Below are 16986 nucleotides of genomic sequence, written 5' to 3'. Positions count from 1 at the left end.
AACATGAAGATGACCGGAACGCCGAAGATTTTAATGGTCGAAGACGATATGATCATCGCCGCGGATATCTCCCTGCAGCTGACCAAACTGGGCTACGAAGTGGTCGGGATCAATACCCGGGCGGAAGATGCCCTGGCCTACCTTGCGGAAAACCGTCCGGATATTATCCTGATGGATATCGTGCTGACGGGTAAAATGAACGGCATCGAGGCCGCGCGGATCGTGCTGGAAAAATACCAGGTACCGGTGATTTTCCTCACCTCCAATTCCGACGATGCAACCTTCCAGCAAGCCATCTCCGCCCGCCCCTATGCCTTCATCGCAAAGCCTTTCCAGAAATCGGATCTCGAGCGGACGCTGAAGGTGGCCCTGCAGCGCATCGCCGTAGAAGGGATGGCACGCCCCGACCCCGCCGAAGCTACCGATCATGTGTCCAATATGGACGACCGGCTCTTCATCCGGTTGAAGGATCAATTGGTCAAGGTGCTTCTATCGGAGATACTGTACGTGGAAGCCGACCGAAACTACTGCAAGGTGTATACCGAGAAGCATACCCACTTCTTGTCCGTTCCGCTAAGCAATTTCACGGCGCAGCTGCCGGCCGAGCAGTTCGTTCGTGTCCATCGGTCCTTCGTGGTCAATCTGCGAAAAATTGAATCCATCAGCGAATACCACGAGTACGTGACCATACAGGACAGCCGCATACCCATCGCGCGGCGCTCGCGGGATGAAGTGGCCAAACGCCTAAGGATGATTTAGAACGGCCGTTCGCTTTAAGCTAGTTCCGATCACGGATTTGGGAACGGGCAATACACCACCAAACTGGTGGGACCGCCGGGAAGGTAAATCCCGCCGTTGGAAAGGTACCGGCTGATCGCTTCGGTAATTCCCCTACTTTAGTCGTGGGCTGAAATTCCAGATATACCGGACCTGCCCCCATTCTTTCCGCCTGAACCCACCCCCATGCAGATTACCGGACTACCCAGAGTATTGATCATTGAAAGTCAACTGATCGTCGCGGCGGATATAGCGCTTCAACTCACCCGGTGGAGATATGAGGTGATCGGTATCGGTACGCAACCGGAGGAAGCCCTCGAATACCTGACTAGGCACCGCCCGGATATCGTAATTTTGGGTGGCAAGGTGGGAAGCCGGGCGGGGGGAGAACGACTCTCCGCGCTCATCACCCAGCAAATGAGGATTCCGCTCGTCATGCTGAGCGGCAGTTCCGACCAACGCTGCTGGGAATCGATCGTTGCGGCCCGGCCCTACGCCTTCATTCCCAAGCCGTTCCGGAGGGAAGACCTGCAGCGCGCCATGAAACTCACCGTCGAACGGATGGTCGCCGAGGGAATCTCTCTCCAGTTGGCGGACGAGCCTCAGCTCGTCCGCCGAGTGAGCCGGGCTTAAATTGCTCCTGCGCCTTGCCACCAGAGAAGGCTGTACTTTCCCCGAAAGTCGTCAGCCGAGCCTCAACTCGTCAGCGGAGTCGTGATATGGGAGATCAACAATGGTTTCTCAGGCTTTCCGGTTTAGTCGGCGGACGAGCCTCGTGCCTCGGTCGGCCGACGACTTTGTGATCTGGGAAATCAGCCACGTGCGGCAGCAAAATTATATATTGAATATTGTAAATTGTAAATTCTATTGACCCTCACCGTCCACCCCTTCTCCCTCCCCCTCCGCGACCCCTTCCGCATCGCCCACGAAAGCCGCACCGAGCAACCCACCCTCATCGTCGAACTCCGCGACGGCGACCTCAGCGGCCTGGGAGAAGCTCCGATGACCCGCTATTACGGATTGGATAGCCAAACCTGCACGGCTGTGTTGGAGGGGATTGCTCCTGCGTTTGCGCCTTTTTCTATTCAGGGATTGAAGGAGAGAGGGAGAGAGGGATTGAAGGGGAGAGGGAGTGAGGGATTGAAGGGCATCCTCGACAACTTGCCGGATGGGTTGAGTCCTTTTTTGCGGTGCGCGATCGATGTGGCGCTGCATGATTTGTGGGCGAAGTCGGTGGGGAAGCGGTTGGGGTTGCTGTGGGAGCAGGATCGGGGGAGGAATACGCCGACCTGCTATACCATCGGACTGGCGTCGGTGGAGGAGATGGTGCGGAAGTTGAAGGCGTTTCCCTGGCCGGTGTACAAGATCAAGCTGGGACGGGGAGACGATGACGTGGCCATCATTCGGGCGCTGCGGGAGCATACGGATGCTCCTTTTTACGTGGACGCAAATACCGGCTGGACCGCGCGGCAAACCATTGAATTTTCGGGGCCGCTGGCGGAGCTGGGGGTCGTGTTTATCGAGCAGCCGCTGAAGCCGGGGGATCTGGCGGGGCAAGCAGAGGTGCACCTGCACTCCCAACTTCCGGTGCTGGCCGACGAAAGCTGTCAGACGGAGGAGGACGTGGATAGGTGCGCCGAGCTGTTCTCCGGCATCAACATTAAGGTCGTCAAGTGTGGCGGCCTGCTTCCGGCGCGGCGCATGATCACCCGGGCCCGCTCGTTGGGGCTGAGCGTGATGGCCGGCTGTATGACCGAAAGTAGCGTGGGCATCAGTGCCATCGCCCAGTTGCTGCCGGAGCTCGATTACGCTGATCTAGACGGTGCCATGTTGCTCGCCGAGGATCCCGCGCGGGGCGTGACGTTTGACCCGGAAACCGGATTCGCTATTTATCCGGACCGGCCGGGGACGGGGGCGTTACTTAAGTCTTAGGGCGGGCGCGCAGGTGCTAAGCAAAGCTTAAGGAGCAAACTTATTGGGCAACTGTCGACTTCTAGCAGGGTAACTCATCCAGCAACAACACATGTCCCTCTCCCAATCCAGAAGTTTCTTCTTTCCCCTCTTGCTGGCACTAGCCTTGGTACTAGCAGGCTGTGCCACCAACCCGGTGACCGGTAAAAAGCAGATCTCCTTTATCTCGGAGGAGCAGGAAATTGCCATGGGCCAACAGTACGACCCACAGGTCGTCGCCGAATTCGGCCTCTACGACGACGCAAAATTGCAGGCGTTCCTCACCGAAAAAGGGAACGCGATGGCCGCGATCTCCGAACGCCCAAACTTACCCTGGACCTTCCGGTTGGTGGATTCCGACGTGGTCAACGCCTTCGCCGTGCCCGGCGGATTCGTCTACTTCACCCGGGGCATCATGGCCCATTTTAACAACGAAGCTCAGTTTGCGGGCGTACTCGGTCACGAGATCGGCCACGTCACCGCTCGGCACACCGTTGCCCAGCAGAGCAAGCAACAGCTCGCCCAGATCGGGCTCATCGGTGGTATGATCCTTTCACCCGAGCTCGCCAGCCAGGGACAAAGCCTGATGCAGGGCATGCAGTTGCTGTTCCTGAAATTCGGCCGCGATGCCGAGAGCCAATCCGACCAACTGGGCGTAAAATATTCGACCGCCATCGGTTACGATTCCCACGAAATGGCCGGCTTCTTCAATACCCTCGACAAGCTCAGCGGCGGTTCGGAAAACCGGGCCCCCAGCTTCCTGAGTACCCACCCCGACCCCCTCAACCGGGAAGCCGAGGTGCTCAAGCTTACTGCGGAAGCCCAGGCCGCCAACCCCCGCACCGAATACGAAGTAGACCGCGACGGCTACCTGCGTCGGATCGATGGCCTGCTGTACGGCGAAGACCCGAACCAGGGGTACGTCGAAAGCGGCGCCTTTTACCATCCCGCTCTTCGCTTCACCTTCGGCATCCCCAACAACTGGCAACTGATCAATTCTCCCACTATGGTACAGATGGTCAGTTCCGATCAGAACGCCCTGATGCAAATGCGACTGGCCGAGGGTACCGATACCCGTGCCGCGGCCCAGCAGTTCGTAGAAAAAAACAAGGTGCAGGTCACGAATACCAGCGACCAAGCCATTAATGGATTGCCGGCCACCACCATCGTCGGAGACATCGTGCAACAGGACCAACAGAGCGGACAGACCCAAAAGCTGCGCACCATCACCAGCTTTATTTCCTTCGGAGGAAATGTGTATATGATGGCTGGCTTGTCGACCGCCCAGAATTTCAATAAGTACGCACGGGACATGGAGGGAAGCATTCGCAGCTTTGCAGAACTTCGCGATCAGAGCAAACTGAACCGTAAGCCGGAACGCATCAAGATCGTAACGGTGAGCCGTGCGACAACCTTACAGCAGGCGCTACTCGATGCAGGAATTCCCCAGACCCGTCTTAATGAATTTGCCGTACTGAACGGGATGGAACTGAACGATCAGCTGCCCGCAGGCTACCTCATCAAGGCCATCAGCGGCGGGGCGGGGCGCTAGGGCTTCTTGCCGATTCCTGCGGTAGTCGCCGAGCTGCTGCTCTTTTTCGTATCACGAATAATGGCCTCATAGGCCGCCGTCTGCACGCTGTTGCGCGTATCGAGCTTACTGAGCTTGTTGTTTTCCATGTTCGGGTAGGTCCGATTAGACAGGAAAACGTACACCAGATCTTCCACCGGATCAGCCCACACGGCGGTACCGGTGAAGCCAAGGTGACCGAACGTACGCGAAGACACCTTGACCGAGACGTTTAAACTGCGATCCGTATCGAGTTGCTTCATGTCGAAACCCAGTCCGCGGCGCAGGTCGCCGGGAAAGCGATTCGTAAAGAGGTGAATGGTTTCCGCGCTTAGGTAGCGCCGGCCCCCGTAGGTTCCTTCCTGTAGAAGCATTTGAAACAGTGCGGCAACGTCGTGGGCCGAACCGAACAGTCCGGCATGACCACTCACACCTCCCATCATACCGGCTCCCATGTCGTGTACGTATCCCTGAATCGGACACATTCTGAAGTAATTGTCTACCTCCGTCGGGGGAATGCGATCCCGCGAGATGGAGCGTAGCGGGTTGAAGGTCAGTGATTCCAGGCCCATCGGTCGGTAGAAGTTGCGGGCCGCGAACTCATCGACCGTAAGTCCGCTTACCCGGTCCACCAATTTGGCCATGAGGTAAAAACCGAGATCGCTGTACCGGTAACGGCCCACGTTCGGGAGGGGGCTGTCGTAGATCTGCTGCCAAATTGAGTCGACGTACGATTTATTCATGTACAGCTTGTCCGTTACCGGTATGACAAAGTTGCCCGTCTGGGCGGTCCGGTAAAACTGCGAGCTGGGCTGGGCATTCCTGCCGGGACCGAGTGTATAGCGGTAAAAGGGGATCCAACTGTGGAGACCGGCACGGTGTGCCAGAATCGGTCGGATGGTGAGGGACTCCTTGTTTGTACCCACGAGCTCCGGCAAGTAGTGACTCAGGGGTTTATCCAGATCGATCCGGCCCTCGTCGACCAACTTCATTACGCACAGTGTCGTAGCGGCCACCTTGGTGACCGAGGCAAGGTCGTACACATCATTGGTCACCACGGGCCGCTCCTTGCTGTAGGTTTGGTGACCGTAGGCCTTTTCAAAGACGATCTTTCCGTGACGGGCAACCAGCACGACCATGCCGGGCGTTGCCCGCTGACTGATGGCTTCCCGGGCCAGCGCATCTACCCGCGCCGCCAACTTTTCACCGTCGATGTCCACGCTTTCCGGGGTGCTGTATCCCATCCGGTAATTGGCGGTGGTCTCGAGACCGGCATTATACGGGGCCTTGGCACTTGCGGTGACGGGCAGGCGGCCGGTGATCCGATTGGCGCCGAACAGGGCCTGAGCCGCTGCATCCTGGGCCACCTCATCACGGGTGTATGCCTCCAGGATGGTGCCATACTCGTCGAGGGCCGATAGGCTATAGGGGTTGCCAAATACCGTAAGGACGAGGCGCCCCTTCTGGTCGATGGCGCTCAGTAATTCGATCAATTGGGACGATATCTTGACCTTCTCGATGAACCGGCTGCCGTCGCTGTAGAGGCTCACGATCACAATGTCGTTGTCGCGGACGCGATCCAGAATCTGTTTTCTTTCCGCTGCACTGGGGTCACTGGCGGTGGTCAGGTGGGTTATCTGACCGTAATCGTCGAGGCGGGTGGTGAAGGCCGTTGGCTTAGCCGCTCCGATTCGCAGGGATACGATCTTTCCTTTTTCCGGCGTCTGGATGGGCACCAGCCCTTCGGTGTCCCGGACGAGCGTCATTGCTGCCTCAAAAAGCTCCTGCTTAAGCGTAATGGCCCTGGCCGTATTCAACTCCGAGCGTAAATTCTTGGCGGCGGGGAAGGTCGGGCGGGTCAGCCCGAGGCGATACTTCGACAGCAGGATCCGGCGGACCTTCTCCTCCAGTCCTTCCGGGCTGATCTTACCTTCTTCCAGGTACCGTTTGATGGCCGTGAAGGAAGCGGAAATATCCTCCGGCAGCAACAGGATGTCGGAACCGGCGGCAATGGCTTCAGCCTCTACTTCGCCCTCTCCGTAATGCTTGGTGACTCCCTTCATTTCCAGGCCGTCCGTAAAGATCAGTCCCGTGAAGCCTAATTCCTTACGAAGTAGGTCGGTTACGATGGGCTTACTCAGGGAGGAAGGGCGGTTGGGGCGCGGATCCAGGGCCGGGATCTGTAGGTGTGCGGCCATCATACTACCGATGCCATAGCGAATGAGGGCGCGGAAGGGGTACAGTTCGATGCTATCTAAGCGGGCGCGGCTGTGGTTGATCACCGGTAGATCGTAGTGACTGTCTACATCCGTATCCCCGTGGCCGGGAAAGTGCTTGGCGCTGGCCAGGATACCATTGTCCTGCAGGCCCTTCATGTACATGTAGCCCTTGGCGGTCACATTGTACCGGTCTTCCCCGAAGGAGCGGGTAGCGATTACCGGATTATTAGGGTTGTTATTTACGTCCAGTACGGGGCTGAAACTTACGTTCACTCCCAGTCGGTGCATCTGCCGGGCGATCTCGGCACCCATATCGTAGATGAGCTGATTATTGCGTATTGCCCCCAGGGCGAGCTGCTTGGGATAGCTGATGGTCTGGTCGGGCAGGCGCATACCCAGTCCCCACTCGGCGTCCATGCTCACCATCATGGGAAGCTTGCTTAAGCCCTGGTAGCGATTCGTGAGCTCCAGTTGCTTTTCGGGCGTACCCTGGAAGAAACACACTCCGCCGACGTGGTACTCCCTGATCTGCTTTTCCACACTCGCCACGTGGTCGGCACCCAAATCGCTGTGGGCGCGAATCATGAACAGCTGCCCCAGGCGCTCGTCTTCCGACATGGCCGCGTAGACGGAATCTACCCAGTGCCGTTCCTCGGAATTTAGTCGGGAGAGGTCTCCGTTGTAAATGTTTTGCGAGTAGGCGGTGTTAGTGGGATACAGTAGGACAGCAAGAAGGCAAAAACGGAACAGAATCATAAGACTGGGGATAGTAAGCTGGATGAAGTGGCTGCCAGCAAGATAGGTGACGGGCCAGCTTTATCCTAACGAGATTAATATACGCTTACTATACGGTCTTGCAATTAAAAATTCGGTAAAATGCAGTGGCCTTCCTAGCCGACCATTTGCCCTTCGTAGAGGGGGAACCGCTCCATGTGAGCGTGAACCTCCTTACGGACGCGTTCGAGGAGCTGATCGTCGCCGGGATTGTTGATCACTTGGTCGATCCAGGCTACGGTTTGCCGGCAGTCGGCCTCCTTGAAGCCCCGGGTCGTGATGGCTGCGGTACCGATCCGGATTCCACTGGTGACCACCGCTGATTTTTTGTCGAAGGGTACCATGTTCTTGTTCAGGGTGATCTCCGCCTTGCCCAGTGCCGTTTCGGCGTCCCGGCCGGTGATGTCTTTGTTGCTCAGGTCGATCAGCATGCTGTGGTTGTCGGTGCCGCCGCTGATAATGTGATACCCCCGCTCGTTGAGGGCCTCGGCCATGGCGCGGGCATTAGCGATGACCTGCTTGCCGTACGCCTTCCAATCCTCGCTAAGGCACTCTCCGAAGGCGACCGCCTTGCCGGCGATCACGTGCTCCAGCGGGCCACCCTGCATGCCCGGGAACACCGCGCTATTGAGGATGCTGCTCATTTTGATCGTGTTGCCCTTCTTGGTGGTTCGGCCCCAGGGGTTGCCGAAGTCCTTTCCCATCATGATGAGTCCGCCGCGGGGTCCGCGCAGGGTCTTGTGGGTCGTGCTGGTGACGATGTGGCAGTGGGGCATCGGATCGTTGAGTAGTCCGGCGGCGATCAGACCGGCTGGGTGGGCGATATCGGCCAGTAACAGGGCACCTACTTCGTCGGCGATTTCGCGGAAGCGGGCGTAATCCCAGTCGCGGCTGTAGGCGGAAGCGCCGCAAATGATCATCTTCGGTTGCACCTCGCGGGCTTTCTCGGCAACCTTATCCATGTCCACCAAGCCCGTCTCTTCCTCTACTCCGTAGAAGTGCGCCTCGAAGTGCTTACCGCTGAAGTTGGCCGGATGACCGTGGCTGAGGTGACCGCCGTGGGCGAGACTAAAACCGAGGGTTTTGTCGCCCGGCTTCAGACAGGCCAGGAACACCGCCGCATTGGCCTGGGCTCCGGAGTGCGGCTGCACATTGGCGTATTCCGCGCCGAACAGTTCACACAGCCGGTCGATGGCCAGTTGCTCGATCTCGTCTACTACTTCACAGCCTCCGTAATAGCGCTTTCCGGGGTAGCCTTCGGCGTACTTATTGGTGAGGCAGCTGCCGACGGCTTCCATGACGGCGGCGCTGGTGAAGTTTTCGGAGGCGATGAGCTCGATTCCGTAGCGTTGGCGTTCGAGTTCGCGGTCGATGCGGTCGAATACAGCGGTATCACGGTTCATGGGGTGAAATTTTTTGAAGGGCCAAAGTTACGGCTTTCGGCGGGCCGGAGTGGACTTGTGGTAGATTTTCCCAATACAAACGCCCGCCCCGACAGTATCGGAACGGGCGCTCGTTATAAGACCGTTTTACCTTAGGCCTCCGCTGCTTCGGCGTCGGCGGTTTTTCCGCGGCCGTTGCGGCTGGCGCGGGCTTCTTCCTCGATGCCCATCAGCTTGGTCTTGATCTTCAGTTCGATCTCATCGGCTACTTCGGGATTGTCGAGCATGAACTGCTTGGCGGCTTCCCGGCCCTGGGCGATCTTGGCTTCGTCGTAGGCATACCAGGCACCGGACTTCTGAATGATGTCCTGATCTACCCCGAGGTCGACGATCTCACCAACCTTGGAAATGCCTTCGCCGTACATGATGTCGAACTCCGCAATGCGGAAGGGTGGAGCGAGCTTGTTCTTCGCGACCTTCACCTTCACGTGGTTGCCGACAACGTTGCCCTCCTTGTCCTTAATGGCGGCACCCGTGCGACGGATGTCGATGCGCATCGAGGCGTAGAACTTCAGGGCGTTGCCGCCGGTCGTGGTCTCGGGATTGCCAAACATCACGCCGATCTTCTCGCGCAGCTGGTTGATGAAGATGCAGCAGCAGCCCGTCTTGCCGATCGTACCGGTAAGCTTGCGCATGGCCTGGGACATCAGACGAGCCTGAAGGCCCATTTTGCTATCGCCCATTTCGCCTTCGATCTCGGCACGGGGCACGAGTGCGGCTACGGAGTCGACAACCAGGATGTCGACGGCACCGGAACGGATGAGGTTCTCAGCGATCTCGAGGGCCTGTTCGCCGTTGTCGGGCTGGGAAATGAGGAGGTTGTCGGTGTCAACACCCAGGCTCTGGGCGTAGAAACGGTCGAAGGCGTGCTCCGCATCGACGATCGCGGCGATGCCGCCGCGCTTCTGGCATTCGGCGATGGCGTGGATGGCCAGGGTCGTCTTACCGGATGATTCGGGGCCGTAGATCTCAATGATCCGACCCTTGGGGAAGCCGCCGATGCCGACCGCCACGTCCAGGCCCAGGGAGCCGGTGGGGATCGCTTCTACGTTGGCGGCCTGACTCTCGCCAAGGCGCATGATGGTGCCCTTACCGTAGGCTTTGTCCAGACGGTCGATCGTCATCTGGAGGGCCTTCAGCTTTGCGGCGGTGTCTTTGTTGTTATCTGCCATTATCCTGTTTGTTTGAAACTGCTTTTGTTTTGCGACGCTACAAATATAAACACGTTGTTCGTACCACGCAAGCTTTTAGGCCTTTATAGCCGAATAAAAGTTCGCTAATTGCATACAAACGACGATGTGTAAGCTAAATGATTACGAAATTTGTTTGAAATTAAGTTCGCTGCTCCTGCGCGCCGCCGCCCTCCTGCAATTTGTGGTTGTTACGGTGACGAGTAGCATCCCGGTGGGTCTTTTTGAGGAGGTTCTGCCGTAGCGCTTCGGTCAGGTCGACCCCGGTTTGGTTGGCCAGGCAGATCAATACGAAGAGCACGTCAGCCATCTCATCGGCGAGCTTGGCGGGAGCGGTGGCGGCATCATCCGGGTTCTTGAAGGACTGTTCGCCGTACAAGCGTGCCATAAGCCGGGCTACCTCTCCGGTCTCCTCCATCAGGATCGCCGTATTGGTGAGCTCGCCGTAGTAGCGCACCCCGATGGTGTTGATCCACTCGTCTACGGTCCGCTGGGCTTCCTGTATGGTCATGGGGGAGGGGGAAAGTAAACGAACAGGGCGCTGAACGTGCAGCACCCTGTTCGTAGAATCGTAGCGATGGGGGGTTAGAAGGAGTTTTTAAGTTTGAAGGACATGCCGTTCACTTCGACCGAGTCGCCGTTGTGCTTGCCCCGCAGCGCGAGGTAAAGGGGGCTTTTGGTGGAGATGCCCCGGTACTTCTTACCGTTTACCTCAAACTCATCGCTGGCCGCACCGACGAAGAAGTTGCCCCGGTCGGTTTCGATAATATCGCCCAGCTGAATTTCCTCGGTGGGTTCGATTTCTTCGATGTTGGATAGCACGTTAATGTCGTGTTGAAGGGCCTCCACAACGGAAGCGCGGGCCTCGACACGGTTGATCGACTGGTCGACCTTACCGTCCTCAAACATATTCTGCTCGTTCTCATTAGTCTCCTCCGCCTCCTGCAGGTCGGCGCTCTGCATCGACATCATGTTCTTGTAGGAGTTCTCCTTGATGGTCAGTAGTCGGGCGGCAACGGCCTTTTTGGTTTCGGCCTGCTCTTTGGTAAGCTGCATGTAGTATAGATTTTCGGTTTGTTGCCCGAACGGTTTGGTTCACGTGATTGCGCCGGTCCGTGCGTAGCAATCATTGCAACGGATGCGGGGGGCGCTTGTTTGCCCGATTCTACGCGGTTGAAACATTGCTTTTATCTATATAAATGGGATAAACACCGAACATTTCGACCAAAATTCACTTCAAATATGCGTAGTGCGTCACGGAAATAACGCACTGCGTTTGACCAAATTGACCCGCGGGGAAGCATTCGAGGTTCCGCTGAACTTAACCGTCCCACAAACCGGGATCGTTGCTCAGCGTAGCGGCGGTTTCCTGCATGTCCTGCCCTTATCGCGGTTGTCGAATCCCCTCTATTCGGCTATACCGCAAAATTTAAGGTCATGTCTTTTGCTGGGTTTTTGGTTAATGTTCGGGCAAGCTGGTGCAATCCGGCTTGCCTTTTTTATTTCCCACCCGTCACCGCTGTTTTGCCACCCATTCGACGTGCCGCCGAATCCGCTCGTCCCCCAGCAATTTTTCGCGGGTATTGAACTCACGCGCCAGCTCCTTCTCGTCCGGCACGATCCGGTGAATCCCCTTGTGGCACTGCCGGCAGAGGAGCAATCTCCGGTGCGTCATCTCCTCTTTCGTAAACCGCTTCTGAAAGTACGTCTTCCGGTGTACCGCCCGCGGAATCAAATGGTGTTCCGTCAGCGGCTTCGTACGTCCACAAAGTTCGCACTCGCCCACCGGCCCCGACATTCGCTCCGTATAGTTCTTCCCCTTTCTTGGCATAGGCGCAAAAATTAGGGCGCGGTGCCCCGGTTAGTGCGCTTCCAACCAATTTTCCCCCGTTCCGGTTTCGACGACGATCGGCACGTCCAGGTTTGGAATGGCCTCCCGCATCAGTTCCTCGATCAGCGGCGTCACTTTTTCCACCTCGTCCTTCGGCGCATCAAACACCAGTTCGTCGTGTACCTGCAGGATCATCCGCGTCTTGAATCCCTGTTCCCGCAGGGCCTTATGGATCCGAATCATGGCCAGCTTGATCATGTCGGCCGCCGTGCCCTGAATGGGGGTGTTCATCGCCATCCGTTCGGCATTGGCGCGGGCCAGGCTGCTCCGGCTGTTGATGTCGCGCAGGCTGCGCTTCCGCCCCAGCAGGGTAGTGACGTAGCCCTCTTCCTTTGCTTGCTCGACCGTACCGCTCATAAACTGCTTCAGACCCGTAAAGCGCTCGTAGTAGTTGGAGATGAGCTTGCTCGCTTCGGCCCGACTGATCTCCAGCTCCTGCGTCAACCGCTGGGCACCGGCACCGTACAGGATCGCGAAGTTGATCGTCTTGGCCTGGTAGCGTTGGATGCGGGTGACTTCCTCGTAGGGGACGTCGAAGATCAGCGCGGCGGTGGCCGTATGAATGTCCTTGCCCGTCTTAAAGGCATCGAGCATACCCTCATCCTGACTCAGGGCGGCAACCAGTCGCAACTCGATCTGGGAGTAGTCGGAAGCCAGCAGAATGTGGTTCTCGTCGCGCGGGATGAAAGCTTTCCGGATCTCGGCTCCCTCCGGCGTACGCACGGGGATGTTTTGCAAGTTGGGATTGTTGCTGCTCAGGCGGCCCGTAGCGGCGATGGTCTGATTGAAGCTGGAGTGGATGCGCCCGTCCTCGGGGTTCATCAGCAGAGGCAGGGCATCGACGTAAGTACCCAGTAGCTTGCTCAGGCTGCGGTGGCGCAGGATGAGTTTCACGATCGGAAAATCAACGCTCACTTCCGCCAGGGTAGCTTCGTCGGTCTTGTACTGTCCGGTCTTGGTTTTGCTTCCTTTGTAGGGAACGCCCATGCGCCCAAAGAGGATCTCCCCGATCTGTTTCGGCGAGCCGATGTTGAACTCGGAGCCGGCCGCCGCATAGATTTCGCGCTCGATCGACTGCAGTTCCTCCGTCAGCACCTTACTGTAAGCGTTCAAAAACTCGCCGTCGACGTTGATGCCGGCCAGTTCGATGTCGCGCAGTACCGGAATGAGCGGGGCTTCCACCGTTTCGTACAGTTCCACCAGTCCTTCCTCTTCCAGTTCCGGCCACAGTGCGTGGTAGAGGCGTAGGGTAATGTCGGCGTCTTCGCAGGCGTAGTCGACCACCTTTTCTACCGGCACGTCGCGCATCGTGAGCTGCTTCTTTCCCTTCCCGATGAGTGCTTCGATGGGCACGGGCTTATAGTTCAGGTACTCCTCGCTGAGCAGGTCCATTTTGTGCCGCTTGTCGGGGTGCAGCAGGTAGTGCATCACCATGGTATCCAGGAGCTTGCCCTTCACGGTGGCGCCGTAGCGTTCGAGCACGATCATGTCGTATTTCAGGTTCTGGCCCACTTTGTTGACGTTTTCATCGGCCAGCAGGGGGGCGAATTCGGCCACAATGGCTTCGGCTTCCGTGCGGTCGGCGGGTACGGGCACGTAGTAGGCTTCTCCGCTTTTCCAGGCAAAGGAGAGGCCCACCAGTTCGGCGGAGGTTGGGTCGACGCTCGTCGTTTCGGTGTCGAAGGCGATCAGTTCCTGTTGGGTCAGCTGATCGAGCAGGGCGGCGCGCTCGGCGGCCGTTTCGGCCTTATGGTAATTCTGCTCGGTGTTGCCGATGTTTTCGTCCGCCACGGTGTGGGCGGGCGGTTCCTTGTAGGAGCTTCGGCGGGGCGGGGACGCAGGTGCCGTGCCACTCGAAGGAGCAAAGAGATCCCCCTGAGCCGACGGGGGTTTGATTTCCTCTTCCATCCCCAAGATTTCGTTGGCGATGCTGCGGAATTCCAGTTCGCGGAAGACGTCGGTCAGGTAATCCCGGTCGAAATCTTCAATAATGTAAGCGTCCGGATCGAACTGGATCGGCACTTCGATGTCGATCGTCGCCAGTCGCTTGCTCAGGATCGCCTGATCGCGGAATTCCCGCAGGCGTTCCTGGTTTTTGCCGCGAATCTTGTCGGTGTTCTCCAGCAATGCTTCCATGCTGCCGTACTGCTCGATAAATTTCTGGGCGGTTTTGGGGCCGATGCCGGGCACACCGGGGATGTTGTCGACCGAGTCGCCCATCAATCCGAGCATATCGATCACCTGCAGGGGATGGGTGATGCCCCATTTTTCGATGATCTCCTTCACGCCCAGGATCTCGATGCCGTTGCCCATACGGCTGGGCTTGTACATGTAGATCTTCTCCTCAACCAGCTGGCCGTAGTCCTTGTCCGGCGTCACCATGTACACCTCGTACCCCTGCCGGGCCGCCTGCTTGGACAGGGTGCCGATCACGTCGTCCGCCTCGAAGTTGGGCACGATGATGATCGGGATCTTAAACGCCTGCAGGATCTGATGGATGTACGGAAAGGCGATGCCGATGTCCTCGGGCTGTTCCTCCCGGTTGGCCTTGTAGTCGGCCGCCAGCTCATTCCGGAAGGTGGGTCCCTCCGGGTCGAAAACGACCGCCAGGTGGGTGGGTTGCTGGTTCTTCATCAGGTCCCACAGCGTCCGGGTGAATCCGTGCATTGCCGAGGTGTTCACCCCCTTCGAGTTGATCAACGGGCGGTTGATGAAGGCAAAGTGCGCACGGTACACCAGGGCGTGGCCGTCGAGCAGAAAAAGGCGTTTGTCGGTAGCAGGATTGGGCATGGGGCGAAGATAGGGCAGCATGGGGTTTCACCCTACGCTGACTCAGTGCGGACAAAATGTGGCATCCCACTCCAGCAACGCCCGAAAGTTTCTTCTCCCCATAACTAATGATTTTGGGCCGGCAAGCTCCCGCAACAAAGTTTAAACATGCGGTAAACACCACAGTGTCTATATATTGAAAGCTCACCACTTATGAGAACACCTCCAGACTTAGCTTCGATGGGCGGCTTACGGCAAACTCCCGTTTTGCGGTCATCGTAACAACATACCTGCGGGGCCATTACGAGCACCCGCGACGGATGGACGGTCCCCCTCGCCAACCTCACCAAACAGTCGGTAGACATTACGGACTTGGCAGCCGGCATGTACCTGTTCTACTTGGATATTGATCGGCAGCGGTATGTACATAAGGTAATAAAACGGTAGAGTCATCCGGGTTACTTCAATAGTGGCCGTAGGATGAATATTTGCACGACTGGATCCATGGATTGCGATGGCTTGCAAGCCAAATCATCCTGACTAGCGGATGCCTCTCGCTGTTTCACTCAACCCGTCATTCATGTATTTCGATCTGCACAACCACCCTTCCTTTAAGTCATACCTGAGCCACTCTACTCCGGATGGTAGGGACGATTGCTGGAAGACGTACAATAACTTTATCGACAAGCTATTCGGGAGCATCATCGATTCACAATCCAGTCTTCAGCAGATTCAGGACGGCGATGTAGAAGTATCCGTAGCCACGATATATGTAATGGAGAAAGGGCTAGGTAAAACAGGCTTGGTAAAAACCCTGCTGCCGGCAATTTCTCCCCTAGATCGAAGAATGTTAAGAAGGGTCCGGACCAAGAATTATTTCACCAGCTTTGAGGAAGAGGTGGTCCACCTGGAAAAAAGTCATGATCTGCAAAATTCGGCCAAGCAATTTAAGATCGTCTCGGATGCGCAAGACCTCACCCAACGTAAGACTAATCTGGTGCTAGCCATCGAGGGGGGGCACATTTTAAAACCGACCAAATCCGCTGACCCAATCTTCTATGTAGATAAACTAAAGCACTTTAGACATCGAATCCTATACCTCACCCTTTGCCATTTTACCAGGAACGCGCTATGCACGCACGCACACTCCCTGAAATTTGTGAATGCCAAAAGGATGACGGAGTTCTTGCCCCAGGGCATGGGCATTACCGAAGTGGGAAGAGAAGTAATTCTTAGATGCTACGATACTTCCCCCGGTGCCGGAAATAATATTCTCATCGACGTCAAGCACATGAGTCTCATGTCAAGAAGGCATTTTTATCAGCTGCGTGACGAAATGGGAGCTGCCTCCGTTCCGATCATCGCCTCCCACGTAGCAATATGTGGTATAAGTTGGGATCATGAAGTGCGGAAACGGTACCACGAGAAGACACATTACCTGGGTAAGGAGCACAACTATAGTGTCAAATACTCACGGCCGGAAGGTTTGCGACTCGGTCAACTGGTTTCGCATTTTAATCCCACCTCAATAAATCTCTACGATGAAGACATCGTGGAAATCGTCGCATCGGGTGGTTTAATCGGACTTATCCTGGATGAGCGACAGTTGGGATGTAAAAAGAAGCTGCGCGAATACTTTGACGGCAATGAATTCAAAAAACTCATGAACACGGATGACCCGCTAAATGATGCTCTCGCAGTGGAGGTTAGCGCTGCCCCATCTCTGAACAACGGAAGAGAGATGGATGAAATTGAGGAGGTAACTGACGAGGAACGCTTCTTCGAACAGCTACACCAGGAGGAAATAAGGGATGAGCAAGAGGAGGAGTTTACCGAGACACTGGCGCAAGCAGTTGCCAGCATGACGCACGAGGAGCGATCACGTGTTTTTGTAGCAACTTCCAGCGTGGAAGAATTGGCTCCCAAACTACGGGAGATAAGGCGTAAGGAGAAGGAGCGCGAGCACCTGTTGCACCTATGCAACAACATACTCCACATCGTAAAGGTAGGAGGCCCGAAAGCCTGGCACCACATCTGTATCGGGTCAGACTGTGATGGACTGATCAATACCATCAAAGGTTGTCGGAACGTAACTGAGTATAGGCAGCTGGAAACCGGTATAGTGGAAATGATAGAAGCGTTGCGGCAAAACGACAATAAATTCGATAATACATATCACATTTACGATGTCGAAGCGCAGGTAAGGGATTTGATGTACAACAACGGCAAGACGTTCTTAGAGAACCATTTCAGTAGGAGTACTGAAGTGTTAGAAACACAACCTTTGGTCGCCTAGAGCGCCACCCATCGCTGGCTCATCCTAAAATTCACTGCTCCCGCGTCCCCGCCAAACCTATTCTAAACAGGAAAAGACCCCGCCCTTACGGACGGAGTCTCTCCTTTA

At 56.6% G+C, this 16986-nt stretch carries 12 protein-coding genes; 5 read left to right on the top strand and 7 right to left on the bottom strand.

Annotation, left to right across the window (positions count from 1 at the left end; translation table 11 throughout):
* Positions 1 to 3 precede the first annotated feature (3 nt).
* The 4 genes from GGR28_RS14530 (at position 4) to GGR28_RS14515 (ending at position 4279) form a co-directional block, all read left to right on the top strand.
* Positions 4 to 759: a LytR/AlgR family response regulator transcription factor gene (locus GGR28_RS14530; protein WP_183496533.1), complete on the top strand. Its 756-nt coding sequence runs from the start codon at positions 4 to 6 to the stop codon at positions 757 to 759.
* A gap of 204 nt (positions 760 to 963) precedes the next feature.
* Positions 964 to 1410: a response regulator gene (locus GGR28_RS14525; RefSeq protein WP_183496532.1), complete on the top strand. Its 447-nt coding sequence runs from the start codon at positions 964 to 966 to the stop codon at positions 1408 to 1410.
* A 234-nt stretch (positions 1411 to 1644) separates the two neighbouring features.
* A complete protein-coding gene (locus GGR28_RS14520) occupies positions 1645 to 2709 on the top strand; it encodes a dipeptide epimerase (protein WP_183496531.1) in 1065 nt (354 codons plus the stop codon).
* A 91-nt stretch (positions 2710 to 2800) separates the two neighbouring features.
* Positions 2801 to 4279 carry a M48 family metalloprotease gene (locus GGR28_RS14515; protein ID WP_183496530.1) on the top strand — a complete coding sequence of 493 codons (1479 nt, stop codon included), beginning with the start codon at positions 2801 to 2803 and terminating at the stop codon, positions 4277 to 4279.
* On the opposite strand, the gene GGR28_RS14510 is transcribed toward GGR28_RS14515, so the two are convergent.
* The 7 genes from GGR28_RS14510 to polA all read right to left on the bottom strand — a co-directional run bounded on the left by GGR28_RS14510 (position 4276) and on the right by polA (position 14603).
* The gene (locus GGR28_RS14510; protein ID WP_183496529.1) at positions 4276 to 7272 is read right to left on the bottom strand and encodes a glycoside hydrolase family 3 N-terminal domain-containing protein; all 2997 of its coding nucleotides are present in this window, start codon (positions 7270 to 7272) and stop codon (positions 4276 to 4278) included. The genes GGR28_RS14515 and GGR28_RS14510 overlap by 4 nt on opposite strands.
* Before the next feature lie 134 nt (positions 7273 to 7406).
* Positions 7407 to 8693 carry a serine hydroxymethyltransferase gene (gene glyA / locus GGR28_RS14505; protein ID WP_183496528.1) on the bottom strand — a complete coding sequence of 429 codons (1287 nt, stop codon included), beginning with the start codon at positions 8691 to 8693 and terminating at the stop codon, positions 7407 to 7409.
* Between the two features lie 131 nt (positions 8694 to 8824).
* Positions 8825 to 9904, bottom strand: coding sequence for a recombinase RecA (recA, locus tag GGR28_RS14500; protein WP_183496527.1), 1080 nt, complete (start codon positions 9902 to 9904; stop codon positions 8825 to 8827).
* 160 nt (positions 9905 to 10064) lie between these two features.
* A complete protein-coding gene (locus tag GGR28_RS14495; protein WP_183496526.1) occupies positions 10065 to 10433 on the bottom strand; it encodes a nucleotide pyrophosphohydrolase in 369 nt (122 codons plus the stop codon).
* A gap of 74 nt (positions 10434 to 10507) precedes the next feature.
* Complete coding sequence (locus GGR28_RS14490) at positions 10508 to 10978, bottom strand: hypothetical protein (RefSeq protein ID WP_183496525.1); 471 nt, start codon at positions 10976 to 10978, stop codon at positions 10508 to 10510.
* Between the two features lie 457 nt (positions 10979 to 11435).
* Entirely contained in the window at positions 11436 to 11753 is a 318-nt protein-coding gene (locus GGR28_RS14485) for a hypothetical protein (protein WP_221233899.1), read from the bottom strand.
* A gap of 30 nt (positions 11754 to 11783) precedes the next feature.
* Positions 11784 to 14603, bottom strand: coding sequence for a DNA polymerase I (gene polA / locus GGR28_RS14480; RefSeq protein WP_183496524.1), 2820 nt, complete (start codon positions 14601 to 14603; stop codon positions 11784 to 11786).
* Positions 14604 to 15162: 559 nt separating this feature from the next.
* Here polA and GGR28_RS14475 point away from each other — a divergent pair.
* Complete coding sequence (locus GGR28_RS14475; RefSeq protein ID WP_183496523.1) at positions 15163 to 16878, top strand: membrane dipeptidase; 1716 nt, start codon at positions 15163 to 15165, stop codon at positions 16876 to 16878.
* Positions 16879 to 16986: the final 108 nt, after the last annotated feature.

The sequence above is a fragment of the Neolewinella aquimaris genome (assembly GCF_014197245.1).
GTDB lineage: Bacteria > Bacteroidota > Bacteroidia > Chitinophagales > Saprospiraceae > Neolewinella > Neolewinella aquimaris.
This window is presented reverse-complemented; position numbering and strand designations above follow the sequence as displayed.